Origin of the sequence: Pseudoalteromonas sp. SG45-2, assembly GCF_014164115.1 — a bacterium.
In the GTDB taxonomy this organism is placed as follows: domain Bacteria; phylum Pseudomonadota; class Gammaproteobacteria; order Enterobacterales; family Alteromonadaceae; genus Pseudoalteromonas; species Pseudoalteromonas distincta.
Genome location: NZ_JACJEO010000010.1, coordinates 64,067 through 81,538 on the forward strand (window position 1 = coordinate 64,067; position 17,472 = coordinate 81,538).

General features: G+C 37.7%; 17 protein-coding genes. 8 read left to right on the plus strand and 9 right to left on the minus strand.

The genetic code is table 11. From position 1 onward, the window contains the following. Nucleotides 1-186 precede the first annotated feature (186 nt). Together H5116_RS09115 and ilvY are read right to left on the minus strand one after the other, a co-directional pair. Nucleotides 187-1,233 carry a GGDEF domain-containing protein gene (locus H5116_RS09115; protein WP_182715995.1) on the minus strand — a complete coding sequence of 349 codons (1,047 nt, stop codon included), beginning with the start codon at nt 1,231-1,233 and terminating at the stop codon, nt 187-189. A gap of 116 nt (nt 1,234-1,349) precedes the next feature. Continuing rightward, entirely contained in the window at nt 1,350-2,255 is a 906-nt protein-coding gene (ilvY, locus tag H5116_RS09120) for an HTH-type transcriptional activator IlvY (RefSeq protein WP_024594947.1), read from the minus strand. A gap of 138 nt (nt 2,256-2,393) precedes the next feature. On the opposite strand from ilvY, the gene ilvC reads away from it, so the two are divergent. Both ilvC and H5116_RS09130 read left to right on the plus strand, forming a co-directional pair. Next, entirely contained in the window at nt 2,394-3,866 is a 1,473-nt protein-coding gene (gene ilvC / locus H5116_RS09125; protein ID WP_182715996.1) for a ketol-acid reductoisomerase, read from the plus strand. A gap of 192 nt (nt 3,867-4,058) precedes the next feature. Then, nucleotides 4,059-5,978 (plus strand): methyl-accepting chemotaxis protein, encoded by a 1,920-nt coding sequence (locus H5116_RS09130; RefSeq protein WP_182715997.1) that lies wholly within the window; start codon nt 4,059-4,061, stop codon nt 5,976-5,978. Between the two features lie 94 nt (nt 5,979-6,072). Here the strand turns inward: H5116_RS09130 and H5116_RS09135 are convergent, their stop codons facing one another. Further along, nucleotides 6,073-6,402 carry a GIY-YIG nuclease family protein gene (locus tag H5116_RS09135; RefSeq protein ID WP_004335709.1) on the minus strand — a complete coding sequence of 110 codons (330 nt, stop codon included), beginning with the start codon at nt 6,400-6,402 and terminating at the stop codon, nt 6,073-6,075. A 107-nt stretch (nt 6,403-6,509) separates the two neighbouring features. On the opposite strand from H5116_RS09135, the gene H5116_RS09140 reads away from it, so the two are divergent. Then, complete coding sequence (locus tag H5116_RS09140; RefSeq protein ID WP_004335706.1) at nt 6,510-6,869, plus strand: outer membrane protein assembly factor BamE; 360 nt, start codon at nt 6,510-6,512, stop codon at nt 6,867-6,869. A gap of 132 nt (nt 6,870-7,001) precedes the next feature. Here the strand turns inward: H5116_RS09140 and H5116_RS09145 are convergent, their stop codons facing one another. Together H5116_RS09145 and H5116_RS09150 are read right to left on the minus strand one after the other, a co-directional pair. Beyond that, nucleotides 7,002-7,325, minus strand: a complete 324-nt coding sequence (locus H5116_RS09145; RefSeq protein ID WP_138488725.1) for an RnfH family protein — start codon at nt 7,323-7,325, stop codon at nt 7,002-7,004. After that, the gene (locus H5116_RS09150; RefSeq protein ID WP_182715998.1) at nt 7,322-7,762 is read right to left on the minus strand and encodes a type II toxin-antitoxin system RatA family toxin; all 441 of its coding nucleotides are present in this window, start codon (nt 7,760-7,762) and stop codon (nt 7,322-7,324) included. The genes H5116_RS09145 and H5116_RS09150 overlap by 4 nt, the downstream gene beginning before the upstream one ends. A 146-nt stretch (nt 7,763-7,908) precedes the next feature. Here H5116_RS09150 and smpB point away from each other — a divergent pair, with 146 nt between their 5' ends. Together smpB and H5116_RS09160 are read left to right on the plus strand one after the other, a co-directional pair. Then, nucleotides 7,909-8,388, plus strand: a complete 480-nt coding sequence (gene smpB, locus H5116_RS09155; protein ID WP_004335699.1) for an SsrA-binding protein SmpB — start codon at nt 7,909-7,911, stop codon at nt 8,386-8,388. A gap of 425 nt (nt 8,389-8,813) precedes the next feature. Next, entirely contained in the window at nt 8,814-11,405 is a 2,592-nt protein-coding gene (locus H5116_RS09160) for a TonB-dependent receptor (protein ID WP_182695461.1), read from the plus strand. Between the two features lie 87 nt (nt 11,406-11,492). Here the strand turns inward: H5116_RS09160 and H5116_RS09165 are convergent, their stop codons facing one another. Further along, on the minus strand, nt 11,493-12,098 hold the full coding sequence (locus tag H5116_RS09165) for a peroxiredoxin (RefSeq protein ID WP_007378637.1): 606 nt from the start codon (nt 12,096-12,098) through the stop codon (nt 11,493-11,495). A 362-nt stretch (nt 12,099-12,460) separates the two neighbouring features. Beyond that, nucleotides 12,461-13,174, minus strand: coding sequence for a fatty acid metabolism transcriptional regulator FadR (fadR, locus tag H5116_RS09170; RefSeq protein ID WP_004335692.1), 714 nt, complete (start codon nt 13,172-13,174; stop codon nt 12,461-12,463). A 528-nt stretch (nt 13,175-13,702) separates the two neighbouring features. On the opposite strand from fadR, the gene dsbB reads away from it, so the two are divergent. Continuing rightward, nucleotides 13,703-14,221: a disulfide bond formation protein DsbB gene (gene dsbB, locus H5116_RS09175; RefSeq protein WP_024595347.1), complete on the plus strand. Its 519-nt coding sequence runs from the start codon at nt 13,703-13,705 to the stop codon at nt 14,219-14,221. 1 nt (nt 14,222) lies between these two features. After that, complete coding sequence (locus H5116_RS09180) at nt 14,223-14,525, plus strand: DUF6170 family protein (protein WP_024595348.1); 303 nt, start codon at nt 14,223-14,225, stop codon at nt 14,523-14,525. A gap of 24 nt (nt 14,526-14,549) precedes the next feature. Here the strand turns inward: H5116_RS09180 and H5116_RS09185 are convergent, their stop codons facing one another. Then, entirely contained in the window at nt 14,550-14,846 is a 297-nt protein-coding gene (locus tag H5116_RS09185; protein ID WP_165723515.1) for a helix-hairpin-helix domain-containing protein, read from the minus strand. 314 nt (nt 14,847-15,160) lie between these two features. Here H5116_RS09185 and H5116_RS09190 point away from each other — a divergent pair, with 314 nt between their 5' ends. Beyond that, the gene (locus H5116_RS09190) at nt 15,161-15,478 is read left to right on the plus strand and encodes a YebG family protein (protein WP_004335683.1); all 318 of its coding nucleotides are present in this window, start codon (nt 15,161-15,163) and stop codon (nt 15,476-15,478) included. Between the two features lie 273 nt (nt 15,479-15,751). Here the strand turns inward: H5116_RS09190 and putP are convergent, their stop codons facing one another. Beyond that, nucleotides 15,752-17,230 (minus strand): sodium/proline symporter PutP, encoded by a 1,479-nt coding sequence (putP, locus tag H5116_RS09195; RefSeq protein ID WP_149602304.1) that lies wholly within the window; start codon nt 17,228-17,230, stop codon nt 15,752-15,754. Between the last annotated feature and the right edge of the window lie 242 nt (nt 17,231-17,472).

Consider the following 17,472-nt stretch of genomic DNA (forward strand, 5'->3'; position numbering starts at 1 on the left):
TGCGTTGGCTAACCTGGCACTGCTTTGAGAAACTTTGGAAATGAGGGATAACCTCGCAAATGCTTTAATTCAAATAAAATCTGCAGGAAGCCAACTCTAACAACTTTTTTTATTAACCTTACAAGCTACTAGGTTACCAAAGTTAATAGCGGCTTTAGCCGTAATAAATCAAGCTTCTGATGCTTATTAAATATCAGGGGCTATTTCTATTCGGTTTCGGCCATGTGTTTTTGCGATATATAAGGCTCTATCTGCACGCTCAACTAAAACTGAGCTATTAGTAAATGGACGTAAAATAGCTAAACCAAAACTTGCAGAAATAGCACGTTTAGCTGTTATATCATGCTTTTTACGAATCGCTAATTTCGCAATAGCTAAACGTATACAATCGGCAAACGCTATTATATCGTTAATAGTGTCAAAATAAGCTGTTATACAAAACTCTTCGCCACCGTATCTATATATATTTGCTGTTTCAGTTGTATTTTCTCTCACTTTTTTGGCAACTAACCTCAACACTTCGTCACCCTTTTGATGACCAAAGTCATCGTTAAAACGTTTAAAGTGATCAATATCAAACATAATTAGTACGGCAAGAGAATCTTCCTGTGCTTTCTCTGAGTATTCTAAACAAAATTTTACGATATCTGAATCAAACTTACCTCGGTTATAAAACCCCGTAAGCGTGTCGGTATCAGCTGCTTCTTTTGAAATATTAAGTGCTTCTTTTAAATCTTTTATTTCGTTGTAAGCAACAGCTAACTTAGTTTGAAATTCTCTAGCATAATCCTGCATAGCAATAGAATCGTCGGTTAAGCGCTCTACACAACCTAATATTTCATTATAAGAATTTACATCAGCAAGCATATTTAATTCATTTTGTGAATCAACTAAACTTGTTGTAAAGCTTTTGGAATGCTCAAGCGTGGTGCTTATATCTTGCTGGACCTGCTCCATAGTTGTATGGAACTTTTCAGTCATTTCTTGAAAGAAAGCCAGATCGTCTTGCGTTAAATGCTTATCAAAAATTTCTTTTGCTTTGTCTTGTGAGCATGTTTGTTGCTCAGCAATAACATGGTCTAATTCAGCATTTAATGAAGGGTTACTCCCTTGAATGTAACAGTACCAAATTGCATAGTTGATAGGCGTAACCGGCATGCGGTATTTTACCATCAAAGGAATCGCCTTTTTAAGGCATTGAGCAGAATGAGCAAGTGATACGGCGTGGTTCATAAATAAACTCTCAAGCGTCATTGTTTTTATTATTAGCACTCAATGTTAAGTAATAGTAAACTCATACGCAACCTATATTAATACTATTTAACTAATTTGCTTGCTCTGTGTGCATATTAAATTGCTTTTGCTTCTAAAGTTTGCGCAATATTCCACAACGCACTGATTGCAGGGTCATTTAACTCTTTTCTTAATACCGCCAAACCGATATCAAACCCTTCAGGTGCTTGCATTTTTGGTGTTAGTATTTGTACCTTATCCTGCAGCGGGCTGTTATCTAGCACTATTTTAGGGACCATAGCGACACCTAGTCCTAAGCTCACCATAGATACCATTGCTTCATGTCCTGCAACTTGAGCGTAGATTTTTCCGTGAATATTATTTTTGCGCCACCAATGCTCTAACCTTTGGCGAGAAAAACCTTGTTCTGGGACAATAAACTCTAAATCAGACCAATTAATATCATCACTATTTTGTGTAAGCTTTTGTGTGATCGGACATTGAATTTTTGGGCCAATTAATAAAAGTGGTGAGTGCCCAATATCAACAAAGGCAATTTGCGACGGTAATTTATTAGGCTTAGCTGCAATTGCCATTAATTCGTGGCCATCTAGGACACGATTTATAGCAAGTGCTGGGTCACCGGTATTTAATGTTATTTCTATGTACTGATGCTGCGCACGAAGTTGTTCTAATATTTGATGTAAAAAACTATAAGATGCAGTTACAGAACAATAAATACTTACTTTGCCGTAAATATGCTGTTGTGGGTCTTTTACATTCGTTTTAAAACGTTGCCAATTAGCAAGCGTTGCCGTTGCGTAATCAATAAAGGACTCCCCCTCACGCGTTAATTTAACACTTCGGTTATCGCGGATAAACAATGCCACTCCAACTTCTTCTTCCAAATGTTTTATATTTCGGCTCAAAGTGGGTGCGCTTATGTGGCAAAGCTCACTTGCGCGCCCAAAGTGAAGTGTTTTAGCCAACGCTAAAAAGTAGTTTAAGTGCTTATGTTCCATCCAACCCCCTGCATTTCATATTATGAAACACTTTAATTCAAATATATCATTTTACGCAAGCAACGATTTTACATATGGTGTTTGTAAGCGCAGTAAACATTGCGCATCTAACAAACATGACTTTATAGGACACTAACAATGGCGAATTATTTCAATACCTTACCTTTACGCGAGCAATTAGCGCAATTAGCGCAATGTGAATTTATGGACGCAGGCGAATTTGCCGATGGCGTTGATGCACTTAAAGGTAAAAAACTAGTTATTGTAGGCTGTGGCGCACAAGGTTTAAACCAAGGCTTAAACTTACGTGACTCTGGTTTAGATGTTTCTTACACATTACGCGCATCAGCTATTTCTGAGCGTCGCCAATCATTTTTGAACGCATCTGAAAACGGCTTTAATGTTGGCACTTACGAAGAACTAATCCCAACAGCTGATGTAGTACTTAATTTAACACCAGATAAGCAACATACTGCTGTAGTAAGTGCAATTATGCCGCTTATGAAAAAAGGCTCTACACTTGCCTACTCTCATGGCTTTAATATTGTTGAAGAAGGCATGCAAGTACGTGAAGACATTACTGTAATCATGGTTGCGCCTAAGTGTCCTGGTTCTGAAGTACGTGAAGAATACAAACGCGGTTTTGGTGTACCAACTCTAATTGCTGTTCACCCAGAAAATGACCCTCAAGGTCATGGTTTAGCACAAGCTAAAGCGTATGCAGCAGGGACTGGCGGACACCGTGCAGGTGTACTTAAATCATCATTTATTGCTGAAGTTAAGTCAGACCTAATGGGCGAGCAAACCATTTTATGTGGCATGTTACAAACTGGCTCTATTTTATGTTTTGATAAAATGATAGAAAAAGGCGTTGATGCGGGTTATGCATCAAAGCTAATTCAATACGGCTGGGAAGTAATTACCGAAGCACTTAAGTACGGCGGCGTTACAAACATGCTTGACCGCCTTTCAAACCCTGCAAAAGTAAAAGCGTTCGAACTAAGCGAAGAGCTAAAACTAATTATGCGCCCGCTTTATAATAAGCATCAAGATGACATCATCGACGGCACTTTCTCACGCACTATGATGGAAGACTGGAATAACGATGACGTAAACTTACTTAAATGGCGCGCTGAAACAGCAGAGACTAACTTTGAAAAGACCCCTGCTGGCGATGTAGAAATCTCAGAACAGGAATTTTTTGATAACGGTATTTTAATGGTAGCAATGGTAAAAGCAGGTGTTGAACTTGCTTTTGAAACCATGACAGCAGCCGGTATTATTGAAGAGTCAGCTTACTACGAGTCTTTACATGAAACGCCATTAATTGCTAATACTATTGCACGCAAAAAGCTTTTTGAAATGAACCGTACAATTTCTGACACTGCAGAGTATGGATGTTACCTATATAACCATGCATGTTTACCATTACTTGCAGATTTTATGAAAAAAATTGATACAGATGTTATTGGTAAAGGCCTTGGCGAGCACAGTAACCAAGTTGATAACCAAACATTAATTCAAATTAACGCCGCCCTTCGTGAACACCCAGTTGAAAAAGTAGGTGCTAAATTACGTGGCTACATGTCAGCAATGAAAAAGATTGTTTAACCCTAAACGATAAATGTTTCGCTTGTTAGAAACCAAGCCCATATGCTTTGCTTATGGGCTTTTTTATGCATATCCATAAAATTTTAACCATAACACGCTACCTTCTATTCATTTCACAGTAGGCAATATCTAGCTCTAAATAAATAATGTGCTAGTATAGTCCTCTACTCAGTTGTAAAATTAATTAATATCATGACGATACAAAACCTTTCTATTACTCAAAAAATCACAGCTTTAGGCAGTGTTATTGCTATATGCGTAGCGGCACTGATTGGCTTGACCTCTTTATACAGCTCTAAAGACATAATTGAGCAACGTATGATCGAGTCAGAGCTACCTAGTAAACTGCAAACAATCAGTAATCATATAGGCGGTGAAATTAATGAGTTACTTGGTGCTGCTCAGCAACTATCATCAAACGAATTTGTTTTACAGTGGGCTCAGTCTAGTAATCAAGACGACACTTTATTATTAAAAGAATTAAATCGTGTTGCCCAGCAATACGATTTAGCAACAGCATCTTGGGCAAATAGAGACACTGCACAGTACTGGAACCAAAATGGTTTTTTGCGTGTGTTAAAAAACGATGCAGCTGATGGCTGGTTTTTTGCGTTCAAACAATCAAAACAACCTTATTCTATCAGTATTTATCAAGAGTCAGCCAATGATGTGAAAATGTTTGTAAATCATCAGCAAGCTAATGGTACTGGTTTAGCAGGTCTTGCAAAAAGCATCACTGATATGCAAAAGCTATTACAGCAATTTAAAATTGAGCAAACAGGTTTTGTATTTATTGCAGATAAAAATGGATTAATTCAACTTCATAAAGATGCCAATAAAGTAGCAAAAGCAAATATTGACGATTTATATACTGCAAATATTCACAGCCAACTATTTAATAGTAATGGCTTTGCACTAGAAGAAATTAACTTAAATGGCGAACCAACTCTTATAGCTGCAACCCCAATTAAAAACACTGACTTATATGTTGTAGCTCAAGTACCAAAAAGTGAAGTATTCGCAAGTGTAAACACCCTACAATGGCAAATATTTACTTTTACAGTAATCACCGCGTTAGTTGCTAGCTTGATTAGTTACTTACTTGCTCGCTCTCTTTCATCTCCACTTTCTAAAATGGCTGAGTTATTTTCACGCTTAGGCTCTGGCGATGCAAACTTAGCGTACCGCTTACCAGAATCAAGCCAACCAGAGCTCAACAATTTAAGTAATGGCTTTAACCAGTTTATAAATAAAATAGAAACAGCGATTACTCAAGTTGCCAGTGAAAGCCACGATATTCGCCAAAGTTCTGATCATGTATTTGAACAGGCAAAACGAAACTCGCAAGCAATTGATAATCAAAAAGAGCAAACAATATCTGTCGCAGCAGCTATCAACGAAATGGGCGCTACAGTGCAAGAAATAGCACAAAGCGCAGCGAATACAGCTAAGTTAACCGATAACAGCCGTGAGAACACCATTCAAAGCCATAAACAAGTATTACAAAGCCAGGCAACTATCTCAGCCCTAGCTAGCGATATTGATGGCATAACAGAGCAAGTTACTTTGCTTTCTAAAAAAACGGTTGATATAGCAAGTATTGTGGATTCAATTAGAGGGATATCGGATCAGACTAATCTACTTGCTTTAAACGCGGCAATTGAATCTGCTCGCGCAGGTGAGCACGGCCGAGGCTTTGCTGTTGTTGCTGATGAAGTACGCGCTCTGGCAAACCGTACATCGCAATCAACCACCGAAATTCAATCTATGATTGAAGAGCTTACAAGAATATCTGATGATGTAGTTAACGATATTAGCCAATCAAAAGATAAAGCGCAGCAAAGCGTTGGAGCCATGCAAAGCTCAGTAGAATTACTCGATGCGATAGCCGAAACAGCTAATCAAATAAACGATATGGCTACGCTTATTGCAACTGCAACTGAGCAGCAAAGTAATGTGGTTGCTGATGTAGGTCGTAACATAGAGCAAATAAGTGAAATTAGCGATAAAGCAATGAGCGAGCAAATCAATACAGAGCAAGCTATTCGTGACTTGGCAAACAGCGCTCAAACACTCGATGCACTTGTCGCTACCTTTGAAAAACATCGCTAAGCAGCTATAACGGCTATATTTCCTTTGTGAGCAAAAGCTATATTAAAAGCTAGCTTTTGCCCACAGCGAATACGGTTTAATCTAAGTAAATTAACTAAATGATTTTAGTGTCGCCGGTATTAAATGCTAAAACGTATGCTTCTTTTTTGGCTCTAGAAAGCTTTTTTAATTGATACTCAAGTTTACTTGCTTCACTTTTATTACCAACTTGTTGTTGATGGATAAGTAAAAGCGGCCCTTTCCCTCTAAGGTTTTTGGCCCCTTTGCCGGCTTGATGAGTTGCAAAGCGTTTTTCAACATTAGTCGTGATCCCTGTGTACCAATGACCAAATCGTGTCTCAACTATATATAAAAACCAAGTAGACTCCGTTTTTAAAATATTCGTTTCGATGTGCTGTAAACTTTTTTCATTATTAATGGTCAAAACATTACCTTAACGCCCTTAACATAAAACAATTGCTTAAAAGGGTTTTACCTTCAGTGACTAATCGGTATCATGCAGATTATAAAAAATAAGGATCACAACTAACAATGCAGTCGTTAAAAACTTTTTCTCTTTGGCTTATCGTTGCTTTAACACTTAGCTCAGCAGCAGGTTGCTCTAGCTGGGTATACCGAATTAACATCCCACAAGGCAACTTTTTAGAGCAATCGGATGTTGAAAAACTTCGTGTAAATATGACTCGAGAGCAAGTTGTTTACGTATTAGGCAGACCTATTGCCGAAGACGCCTTTGATAACAATACTTGGCGTTATATTTACAGCTTCAATAAAGGCCGTAAAAACGAGCAAAATAAAGAGTTAGTAATTAACTTTGAAAATGAAAAGTTAGTTTCAATTTCAGGTGATTATGACCAACCTGAAAACTTTACTACACCGCTCGAGCAATAAATTTCTCAAGTGGTAAAAAAAGGTGAGCATGGCTCACCTTTTTTATTGGTTTATTTAAAAGCTTTTACCATTTTAAACAACGTCAGCGTGTGATTTAATCCGTTAAATTTTCCACGTTTATACCGATTTTCGTTACTTTTCGAGTGGGCGGCCACCCGTTATTTTATTTGCACGCCCTTCTTCTTTAGCTTTTTCTGCACGCTTTCTACGCGCATCTTTAGGATCTGCAATTAATGGACGATATATTTCTATACGGTCACCGTCTTTTAACTCATAGTTAGCTTTTACAGTTCGATTCCACACACCTAAAGTTAGCGATGTAGCATCTATCTCAGGGCACTTTTGTATAATACCTGACTGAATAACAGCTTGCTCGACTGTAGTCCCTAGTGGCACTTCAATTGATAAACACGTGGCCGTGGTTGGTAATGCAAATACCACCTCAACATTAATCATGCTCTCGCTCCATAAACCTGTTTTGCACGTTGAGTAAATGCACTCACCATATTTTTTGCAACATCGTTAAAAATCTTACCAAAGGCAAGCTCTATTAACTTACTTGAAAATTCAAATTCTAGTTGCAAGTGAACTTTACATGCTTTGGCGTCAAGCTCTTGAAAGTGCCAACGTCCTTTTAACATCTTAAATGGTCCATCAACAAGGCTTAGTAACACTGTTTGCTCATCAACAAAGGTGTTTTCGGTGGTAAACCACTTTTTTATACCCGCCTTGGATATTTCTAAACTCGCGGTCATGTTATTATCATGCTGTGAAACAATTTTTGAGTCTGAGCAATTTGGTAAAAACTGCGAATAAGCTTCTACATCATTAACTAGATCAAACATCTCTTTAGTGCTGTACATAACCAGCGCACTTTTTTCTATTTGTGGCATACTCACTCCCAACTGTGTGGGCGAATTTTAGCAAGCTTTGCGCGTTTCCCCAAATTTTCATGCTGCTTAAATTAAAGCTTAATTTTTAAAAGCATTATTAAAAAATCGATGTAAAACATCTCACATTACGTATATTATAGGGCACTATGGCTAAGAAAAATTCATCAAAATCGACAAGTAATACCATCGCGCTAAACAAAAAAGCGCGACATGAGTATTTTTTACACGATAAGTTTGAAGCAGGTGTTGAACTACAAGGCTGGGAAGTAAAAAGTATCCGAGCAGGTAAGGTAAACATCACCGAAACTTATATTCATCTTAAAAATGGCGAAGCATTTTTGCTTGGCGCGCAAATCCAGCCACTTAATAGTGCATCAACCCATGTAATTTGCGATCCGTTGCGTTATCGTAAGTTACTATTAAGCAGACGCGAACTTGACCGTCTACTCGGTGCAACAGAGCGAGATGGCTATTCATTAATAGCTACAGCTATGTACTGGAAAAAATGTTGGGTAAAACTTGAATTTCATCTAGCAAAAGGTAAAAAGTTGCACGATAAACGTGACGACGGGAAAAATAAAGATTGGTCTCGCGAAAAAGAACGTTTAATGAAACACAAAGTATAAGCACAGCGCCTAACTAACAAGTTAGGCGTTTTTTTATTAAAAAACCAACTATTATTTGTTTTATTAATATACAACAAGATTACTATTCATTCAGAATATACATGTAAATAATTTATTACAATTTTATTGTGAATTAATTAATTTAATTATTACTCGCATTTAGGCTGTATTTGTTATTTCCAAAATAAAGCATATGCGCCTATTTCAACCTTCTTCAGCGCATAACATCTGTTTTAAAATCATCCAAAAACACACAAAAAACCATACTAAAATCACATTTCAGTCTAATTGCTAACACTTAAGTTACATGATATTAATGTCGTCGCTTGTTATATCAATCCGCTTAAATATGGGATTTATTTAACAATTTAAAAAGGATTGGTATAGAGCAACTAAATTTATAACATATCAACAAGGACTTAAGGATGAAGCAATCAACTGCATTTACACCTAGCTTAATTGCAGGTGCTACAATCGCACTTTCAGCAGGTTTTACAACAACAACTTACGCTGCTGAAGAAGCTAAAAAAGTAGAGCGCATTGAAGTAACTGGCTCACGAATCAAACGTTCAGATATCGAAGGACCTTCTCCGGTTCAATCAATCGCAAGAGCTGATATTGAGAACATGGGTTATGACAACCTACAACAACTCCTCGAAAGAATGCCTGTCGCGGGTAGCGGTACTTTCTCAACACGTGGTAACAACCAAGACTCAACTGCAAATGGGTCTGCTGCTGTTAGTTTACGTGGCTTAGGTGCTGATGCTACGCTCGTACTAATCAATGGCCGTCGTGTATCTATTAGTGCATTTGCCGAAGGTATCACAAACTCATTTGTAGATATTAACAGTATCCCAGTTTCTGCCATTGAGCGAATCGATATACTAAAAGATGGTGCTTCAGCTATCTACGGCTCAGACGCAGTGGCGGGTGTGGTAAACGTAATCTTGAAAAAAGACATTGACGGTGTTGAAGTTAATTTGGGCTACGGTGGTACTGATGGTCCCAATTATGAAGAAACAACAGCAAGTTTAGTATGGGGTACTACTAGCGAGAAAAGTAGCGCGTCAGTTATTATCGATTACTTTAAAAATACATCTCTTTCTTCTGATGAAATGGGCAGCTTAGGTACAGCAAATCAATCACCTTATGGTGGTGAAGATTTTCGCTCATCTCGTGGCTTCCCTGGATATTTTTATGTAGACGGTGTTAAAACAATTGATCCGGCTTGTCCTGCTGAAAATGCAACTTCAAGCGGCAGTTGTTTATTTGATTACGGCCCCTACGGTTATATCGCACCAGCGTCTGAACGCGTGGGTGCTATTTCTCAATTTGAATATAACTTTGATAATGGCATTACGGGCTTTTTAGAAATGGCAGTACAGCACAATACGTCTGTTGCGGCCGGAGCCCCTACTCCACTTGATGAAGATGCAGGCTTAACTGTCCCAGCTAGCCACCCTAACAATCCATTTGGTGAAGACATTCAAATTGGTCGTTACCGTACAGTTGATGCTGGCGCACGCCAATGGGATATTGAATCAGATACTCTTCGCTTTGTTGCAGGGCTTAGAGGTGAGTTTAATGACTGGAGTTGGGAAACCGCTGTACAAAAAGGCCGAAGTAAATCTCTTCAAACAGGTGATAGAACACAAGGTTGGGTGCGTACTGATTTCTTACAACAAGAAATTGATGCAGGAAACTACAATCCATTTGGTGGCACATACAACGACCCTGCTGTAATTGATCGTATTACAACAAGCTTAGTGCGTCGTGGTGAGTCTCACATGACTTCCTTTGATGCAAATATTACAGGCGAAGCATTTAGTTTTGGCGATGATGTAGTAATGATGGCTGCAGGTATTGAGTACCGTGAAGAAGACGTTAATGACATTCCTGATGATCAATTTCAACGTGGTTTAATATTTGGCACAGAGTCTGTATCTGCATCTGCAGATCGTGAACAATACGCTGCCTATGTCGAGTTTTCTATCCCTCTTGCTGATAATTTAGAGCTACAACTTGCTGGCCGTTACGATGACTACAGTGACTTCGGTACAACAACAAACCCTAAAGTAGCTCTTCGCTGGGCGCCTACTGATGAAATCACAGTGCGTGGCTCTTGGGCACAAGGCTTTAGAGCGCCTTCCTTGGCACAAGTTGGTTTGGGTCCATCTCAAGAAAGCCAATTCTTTGTAGATACATACCGATGTGAAGCAACGGGCCTTGATTGTGATGCACTTGATTACAACATTGAATTTGCTGGTAACCCTGACCTTGAAGCTGAAGAATCAGAATCATGGAATGTCGGCTTTATTTGGGCGCCTTCTGCTGAGTTTGGTTTAAGTGTCGATGTGTGGAGCATCACTCAAGATAACAAAATTGATGAGCAAGAGTTTGGTCCAATTTATAACTCTGAGTGTAATAACCAAGATAGTACTGTATGTGTGCGCTTAACACCTACAGGTGGCGATAGCTTAGGAACAATTCAAAAAATTTACAGCACATTTGAAAACGTTTCTTCGCAAGAAGTATCTGGGGTCGATGTTTCAGCTAACTACAATCACTCACTTGATGACTTAGGTTTATTGAAATTTAATTTAGAATGGGCATACCAAGATAAATTTGAAAAAGATGGCCGCGATTACACCGGTGAGTATGGCTATCCAGAGCACCGCTGGATTTTCTCTACAAACTGGGAAATTGGCGAGTTTAATACAAACGTAAACATCAGTTATGTAGGTGAGTTTGAAGATACCCCTGATATTGATTTTGACGGTAATTTAGACTTTGATAGCAATACATCACGTATGATTGATTCGCAAACATTGGTAGATTTACAAACATCTTATCGTGTTACTGACTCAACTAAAGTATCGCTAGGTGTAAATAACTTATTTGATGAAGAGCCACCATTTGCAATTGGTGATGGCGACGCTGATCTATACGGTTATGCCTCAGGTGTACACAACCCTAGAGGCCGATACTTCTACACTAAAGTTAGTTTCTCGTTTTAACTTTGCGAGCTTATTTTAAAGTGAGCTAACGCTACAAATAAAAAAACCGCCAATTGGCGGTTTTTTTATTTAAAACTAAGGGCTAAATTATAGCTCGCCTTCGTTTTCAGATAAGAACTTAGCAACGCCTTCAGGGCTTGCGTCCATACCTTTTTTACCTTCAGTCCAACCAGCAGGACATACTTCACCGTGCTCAGTGTGGAACGCTAGCGCGTCAACCATGCGAAGCATTTCGTCGATGTTACGACCTAGTGGTAAATCGTTCACTACTTGGTGACGTACGTTACCTTCTTCATCAATTAAGAAAGAACCACGGAACGCAACACCCGCTTCTGGATGCTCAACGTCGTATGCTTTACAAATTTCGTGTTTAACATCTGCAACTAGTGCGTATTGAACTTTACCAATACCGCCGTCTGCAACAGCAGTGTTACGCCATGCGTTATGTGAGAATTGTGAATCGATAGAAACACCAATTACTTCTACGCCACGCTTTTGAAACTCTTCAAAACGCTTATCAAATGCAATAAGTTCAGAAGGACATACAAACGTGAAATCTAGTGGGTAAAAGAAGATAACTGCTTTTTTACCTTTAATTGTTTCATGAAGGTTATAGCTATCTACAATTTCACCGTTACCAAGAACAGCTGCAGCGGTAAAGTCTGGTGCCTGGCGGCCTACTAATACACCCATTTTATTCTCCAAATATTTTGAGTTTGTTTTCAATTGCTTTCGCAATGCTGGTACTTATATGGGCGCTAAAAATTAAAAACCAATAGCGCATACATATAATTAATTGGCATTCTAAAGTTATTCACTGCAAAAGGACAATCGCATTTAACGATGTGAGCAATCGAAAATAACGAACACTTGCAACTTGCACTAATATACTTAAATAATAGGTCTATTTTAAAGTGTAAGTTGCGTTGTAACTAAGTAGAAATTTTAAAAATATCGAAGTGGTTTATACATTAAACTTTTTAGAATTTCATATACGGTGGCGCTAAATTTTACCGATATAAAAAAACCTGCAAATGCAGGTTTCTCGCTTAGACTTAGTCCATTATATCTGAGGGCATATCACCACGGATTTTTTGCCAAATCTCACCCGTTTGATGACCATATTTACGCATCATAGAAATAGCACCATCATGCTCTTTATTTTCTGCCAAAATGGTTAAATCTTTATAAAACTGACGAGCAAGTTCACGAGTTCCGGCATCAGAGAAGTAATGACAACCAATCTTTGAATAAAAACCTCTAAAGCCATTAAGTATTAATACATAAATACGGTTATTACCCGCAACGGCTAATTCGTGATGCACTTTATAATCATAGTCAGCAAATGCTTGAGCGGTGTCTTCTAGCTCATGGCTTTGTGATAAAATTTCAATCACGCGTTCAGGATTTAACTTAATTGCAGCACGTGTATAAATAGCACTAATATTAGTACGTGCAGATAAAAGCTGATCTGTCAGCTCTGGCATCTTGTCTTCATCTAAGCGCGCTAATGTTTCAAGAATGTTTAAGCCAGACGTTTCCCAAAAGTTATTTACTTTTGTAGGTTTACCATGCTGAATTGTTAGCCAACCATCACGTGCTAAACGCTGTAATACTTCTCTCAAGGTTGTTCTTGTAACACCAATTAACTCTGAAAGTTCTCGCTCGGCAGGTAAAATTGAACCTGGAGGGAAATCGCCGTTCCAAATGGACTCAACTATATATTCTTCAGCAAATCCTGCTGGGCTTTTCGCTTTAAAAATTCTCATCCAGTTCCCACTCGAATTAATCAACACTCATCGTTTTACACGAATAACTGACTGATTGTACCAGACGAAGCACAACTAACAAGTAAAGTAATATATTAATAAAGCAAATGGGTAGAAATTTAAAATTAATAAATAATTAAATTTGGGTTTCTCTAATTTAGCTACAATGCATGAATATCTAGAGTAATATTCATTGTAGGTACATTGTTATTATGGAGATATTTTTATTTACGCAGCGCCTGAGCTTAATTAACTTATCCCGCACTTGCCATAAGAAAAAGTACAAAAAAGTGCAACCATAAAAAATTCTTTAGATGATGCATCACCTTAGTATAAGTAAGCAATATAACTGAGCTTATGTATCGATGGGAAAATAATAGAACGTCATTTAACCTTTGCTAAGGCTGAATTGAGTAGTCATTAATTTCATCTTATAAAAAGCGACTTCGGTAGCTTTTTTTTCCTTTTTGTTGCTGCATACTTTATCCTACGTCATAATCTAACGTCCTATTAAAACGCGGAATTTTTATGAACTGGCTTGCACAATTACCTACCCAACGAACCCCGTGGCTTTTATTTACAGCTATCGTTTTTTTACTTGAAGTTACCGCTCTTTTCTTTCAATACAAAATGGGGTTAGCGCCTTGCATAATGTGTATATATCAACGCACTGCAGTATTGGGGTTATTAGGCGCAGGGATTGTAGGCTCAAGTAAACCACAAAGTAAAACTGTGCGTATGATAGCGTATGTTATTTGGGGAATATCGAGTGTTTGGGGATACTTAATTGCTCGCGAACATATTGATATGCAAACCACCACAGACCCTTTTGCATTTAGCTGCGAGTTTGAACCAAATTTCCCATCATTTATGCCACTACATGAATGGATACCTAGCTTTTTTCAAGCTACCGGGGATTGTGGAAATATAGATTGGCAGTTTGTTGGCATGAGCATGCCTGCTTGGATGGAAGTGATATTTGGGATTTTCTCACTAACGCTATTTATTATAATTATTGCCCGTTTATCAATTAAAAAGTCGATTTGATATGTTTACATTTTTTTCAAGCCAATTAGACCAGCTTAAGCATTTAAAAGTACGCCAGCGTCAAGACGTAATTGCGCTTGCATTAAGTCAGCTATCGCCAACTGATAAAGTTCTATTGCGTATTATAAAGTTGCTATTACTTAGCCCACTATTTTTAATATTCACTGTATTTAAAGGTTGGATATTAATACCATTTTTGATACTTGGCGGATTGTGCTATCCACTATTAACTACACCTATTGAAATTAACTTTGCTAAAAAGCACTTAAGCGATGCGCTAAAACAATTTAATCAGGGCGCCTAGCACCCTGATTACTTTTTAGAAATATTAAAGTGAAAGTTTCCCCTCTAATTTAGCTAAAAGTTTTTTGCCAATCCCTTTAACTTGCGATAAATCACTAACGCTTTTAAATTCGCCATTTTCTTCACGATAATCCACAATTGCCTGCGCTTTTTTCTTACCTATACCAGGTAACTTAGCAAGCATCTCTGCATCAGCATTATTTATACTAATTGTCTCAGCTTGAGGCATTTGCTTAGTTACTTCTGATAATTGTGCATACGCGGTAGTCGCGGGTAGTAAACATAATAAACTTATGATGAGTAAATTTTTTAACGTTTTCATTAAACTTGCCCTTATTCTTCTTTTCTTAATTTTGAGTATTGCTCAGGAAATCAATAAATAAGGAACTGTAAAGTTCATCACTTAAAGTGTACCTAAACGCATTATCACTATGATCCGAAATCCTGAAAATGCAGCTGGTACAACAAAGTGATTGCTTAACTAAAGTAAAGTTACCGTTTTTTGTCAAATTTAAGACACCTAAAAATTAATACTTCGCGCTTGCAAATTTACTTACAAACCATTACTGTACATAAAAACAGTAATCTAATGGTTTTTTAAAAACCACGGTGCCAAGCAATTTTGCAGGAGAAATCATGGCTGTTGTTGTTAAATATGTTGTAGAACGAAACGGAGTCGAGCGTATGACGTTTACTACCAAAAAAGAAGCGGATGCTTATGACAAGATGCTCGATATAGCAGAATCACTTGAGCTGATGCTAGAAAAGGTAGACGTACCGCTTAGTGAGCAACAAATTGAATCACTTGCTTTAGAAATAGCGAAAAGCAAAGATGATTTTATGACCATATTAAAAGGTGGCAAAGATCCAGCTGTTACCAAAGCGCCAGCAAAAAGTAAAAAGTCAGATAACGTTGCATCAATTGAAGATAACAACGATAAAAAAGTAAGTTAATTCATAGAATGCTCCCTCCTCGGACGGGACAAACTAAATAAAAAAGGGAGCAACTAAGTTGCTCCCTTTTTTATTATACCAATTCGCTTAATTAAGTGATCTCTTTGAGGGTGGAAAAACGTGTTGATAGCTAGGCAAAAATTCGATATTTAGTTGTTCTAAATGAGAATTTTTTAACGCCGGTAGCAACACGTTTAGCCCCGCAAAATGATTAAGTATTATTGCGGATTGGTATTAATTACTACTCATTTTAAAATAAATAGTAATTGCTAATTAAAGCTCTTTTTCTACTTCATCAAATAAAGCAGTGATGTTTTGCTCAGGCTCTTTTGTTACTAAGCTAACAACAACAATTGCAATACTCGCTAAAATAAAGCCCGGTACTATTTCGTACATAAAGCTACTTAAGCTTTCACCATTGATAGTAAATGGTCCATATATCCAAATTAGCACAGTAAATGCGCCTACTAACATACCAGCTAACGCACCAGCAAAGTTCATGCGTTTCCAATAAAGGCTAAACAATACAAGTGGTCCAAACGCAGCACCAAAGCCAGCCCACGCATTACTTACTAGGTCTAAAATAGAGCTATCTCTGTCGTAAGCTAAATAAATAGCGAACATAGCAACTACGGCAACACTAATACGGCCAACAGCAACTAGCTCTTTATCACTGGCATCTTTACGTAAGAATGTTTTATAGAAATCTTCTGTTAATGAACTTGAACTAACCAATAATTGAGATGAGATAGTACTCATAATCGCAGCCAAAATTGCAGCAAGTAAAAAGCCAGCAATAAGTGGGTGGAACAGCAACTCAGAAAGAATTAAGAAAATTGTTTCAGGGTCTTCAACTACAATGTTGTTCTCATAAGTATAAGCTGCACCAAATATACCAGTACCAACAGCACCAATGGCAGCAACAATCATCCATGTCATACCAATACGGCGTGCTTTAGGCATATCTTTAACACTACGTACCGACATAAAACGAACAATGATATGTGGTTGGCCAAAATAACCTAAACCCCAAGCCATTGCAGAAATAATACCTAATGCAGAACCTGCACCAATCCAGTTAAGCATATCTGGATTTACGCTATGTAAAGTTGATTCTAAAGGTTGTTCAAGCAAAGAGTATGCAACCGTTGGTACTAGAATAAGTGCAATGAACATAATACAACCTTGCACAAAGTCAGTTAAGCTTACAGCTAAAAAACCACCAAACAAGGTATATAAAACAACTACGCCCGTTGTAATGTATAAACCCATTTCATAAGTTAAACCAAATGAGCTTTCAAACAATTTACCACCAGCGACAACACCAGATGAAGTATAAAGAGTAAAGAAAACAATAATTACCACAGCTGATACAACACGTAATAGGTTGGATTTATCATTGAAGCGATTTGAAAAGTAGTCTGGGATGGTTATAGAGTCATTTGCTTTTTCAGTGTAAACACGTAATCTCGGTGCAACTAACAGATAATTTAACCAAGCACCAATCACCAAGCCAATTGCTATCCATGTACTACTAAAACCAGTAACAAACATCGCACCAGGTAGGCCCATTAAAATCCAGCCACTCATATCAGATGCACCTGCAGACAGTGCAGCTACACTTGGAGATAGATTTCGTCCACCTAACATGTAACCAGATACATCGTCAGTAGATTGCTTATATGCATATAGTCCGATACCTAACATTACAATAAAATATAATGCTAGTGAAATAATCATTCCTGTTTCCAAATTAGCCTCCGCATAATTATTAATAATAGGCTTTAATCCAAATAATGACTCTTAAAATTTTATAGTTAAGACACTATTGGGGTAAAAACCATTCTCGCTGACTATATCATGCTTGATAATAAAATCTCCAACTTGTTGCCCTCACCTGATACAAAAATACTCATGTTGAATAATTTTAAAGCGAATTGGTGAAATATAATAAATTAAATACTAGAAAGACCTTAATTTTTAATGATAATTTA

What these genes read in the sequence shown, in the direction of transcription:
- H5116_RS09180 (WP_024595348.1), top strand. Translation starts at nt 14,223, where the DNA reads ATGTTTACATTTTTTTCAAGCCAATTAGACCAGCTTAAGCATTTAAAA.
- H5116_RS09150 (WP_182715998.1), bottom strand. Translation starts at nt 7,762, where the DNA reads ATGCCACAAATAGAAAAAAGTGCGCTGGTTATGTACAGCACTAAAGAG.
- H5116_RS09130 (WP_182715997.1), top strand. Translation starts at nt 4,059, where the DNA reads ATGACGATACAAAACCTTTCTATTACTCAAAAAATCACAGCTTTAGGC.
- ilvY (WP_024594947.1), bottom strand. Translation starts at nt 2,255, where the DNA reads ATGGAACATAAGCACTTAAACTACTTTTTAGCGTTGGCTAAAACACTT.
- H5116_RS09185 (WP_165723515.1), bottom strand. Translation starts at nt 14,846, where the DNA reads ATGAAAACGTTAAAAAATTTACTCATCATAAGTTTATTATGTTTACTA.
- H5116_RS09165 (WP_007378637.1), bottom strand. Translation starts at nt 12,098, where the DNA reads ATGGGTGTATTAGTAGGCCGCCAGGCACCAGACTTTACCGCTGCAGCT.
- H5116_RS09115 (WP_182715995.1), bottom strand. Translation starts at nt 1,233, where the DNA reads ATGAACCACGCCGTATCACTTGCTCATTCTGCTCAATGCCTTAAAAAG.
- fadR (WP_004335692.1), bottom strand. Translation starts at nt 13,174, where the DNA reads ATGAGAATTTTTAAAGCGAAAAGCCCAGCAGGATTTGCTGAAGAATAT.
- dsbB (WP_024595347.1), top strand. Translation starts at nt 13,703, where the DNA reads ATGAACTGGCTTGCACAATTACCTACCCAACGAACCCCGTGGCTTTTA.
- ilvC (WP_182715996.1), top strand. Translation starts at nt 2,394, where the DNA reads ATGGCGAATTATTTCAATACCTTACCTTTACGCGAGCAATTAGCGCAA.
- H5116_RS09140 (WP_004335706.1), top strand. Translation starts at nt 6,510, where the DNA reads ATGCAGTCGTTAAAAACTTTTTCTCTTTGGCTTATCGTTGCTTTAACA.
- H5116_RS09160 (WP_182695461.1), top strand. Translation starts at nt 8,814, where the DNA reads ATGAAGCAATCAACTGCATTTACACCTAGCTTAATTGCAGGTGCTACA.
- H5116_RS09190 (WP_004335683.1), top strand. Translation starts at nt 15,161, where the DNA reads ATGGCTGTTGTTGTTAAATATGTTGTAGAACGAAACGGAGTCGAGCGT.
- H5116_RS09145 (WP_138488725.1), bottom strand. Translation starts at nt 7,325, where the DNA reads ATGATTAATGTTGAGGTGGTATTTGCATTACCAACCACGGCCACGTGT.
- smpB (WP_004335699.1), top strand. Translation starts at nt 7,909, where the DNA reads ATGGCTAAGAAAAATTCATCAAAATCGACAAGTAATACCATCGCGCTA.